The sequence below is a fragment of the Kocuria subflava genome (assembly GCF_012163155.1).
Taxonomy (GTDB): Bacteria; Actinomycetota; Actinomycetes; order Actinomycetales; family Micrococcaceae; genus Kocuria; species Kocuria subflava.
The window spans coordinates 1-527 of sequence record NZ_JAAVUN010000235.1 but is presented as its reverse complement, the minus strand read 5'-3'; the positions used below and the strand labels follow the sequence as shown (position 1 = coordinate 527).

The following is a 527-nucleotide window of genomic DNA, read 5'->3' as shown; positions in this document are numbered from 1 at the left end:
CGCCGTACGACATTGCGGGCTCCCGTGCCCACGCTCGGGTCTTGCACCGCGGGGGCCTGCCCGACGACGCCGAACCCGCGGGGATGATTGATGCCCTGGACCGGCTGGAGGCCGACGTGCGGTCCGGCGAGTACGTCCCCGCAGAGTCCGACGAGGACGTGCACGGCTCCCTGGAACGTGGACTGATCGAACGCGCCGGAACCGAGCTGGGCGGCAAGTTGCGCGCGGGACGTTCCCGCAACGACCAGATCGCGACCCTGGGCCGGATGTATCTGCGGGATCATGCCTCGATCATCGCCAAGAACCTGTTGGACGTCGTGCGCGCCCTGATCGCTCAGGCCGAGGCCCACCCGTATGCACCCATGCCGGGGCGTACGCACCTGCAGCACGCGCAGCCGATCCTGCTGTCCCACCATCTCCTGGCACACGCCTGGGCCATGGTCCGTGACGTCGAACGCTTCGTGGACTGGGGCGCCCGCGCGGCGGTCTCCCCCTACGGGGCAGGGGCTCTGGCCGGGTCCCCCCCC

General features: G+C 70.8%; 1 protein-coding gene. It reads left to right on the top strand.

All coding sequences use genetic code 11. The features are described from left to right. Positions 1–527, top strand: a 527-nt coding sequence (locus GTW58_RS13940) for a lyase family protein (RefSeq protein WP_245195285.1), incomplete at both ends; no start/stop codon positions are given.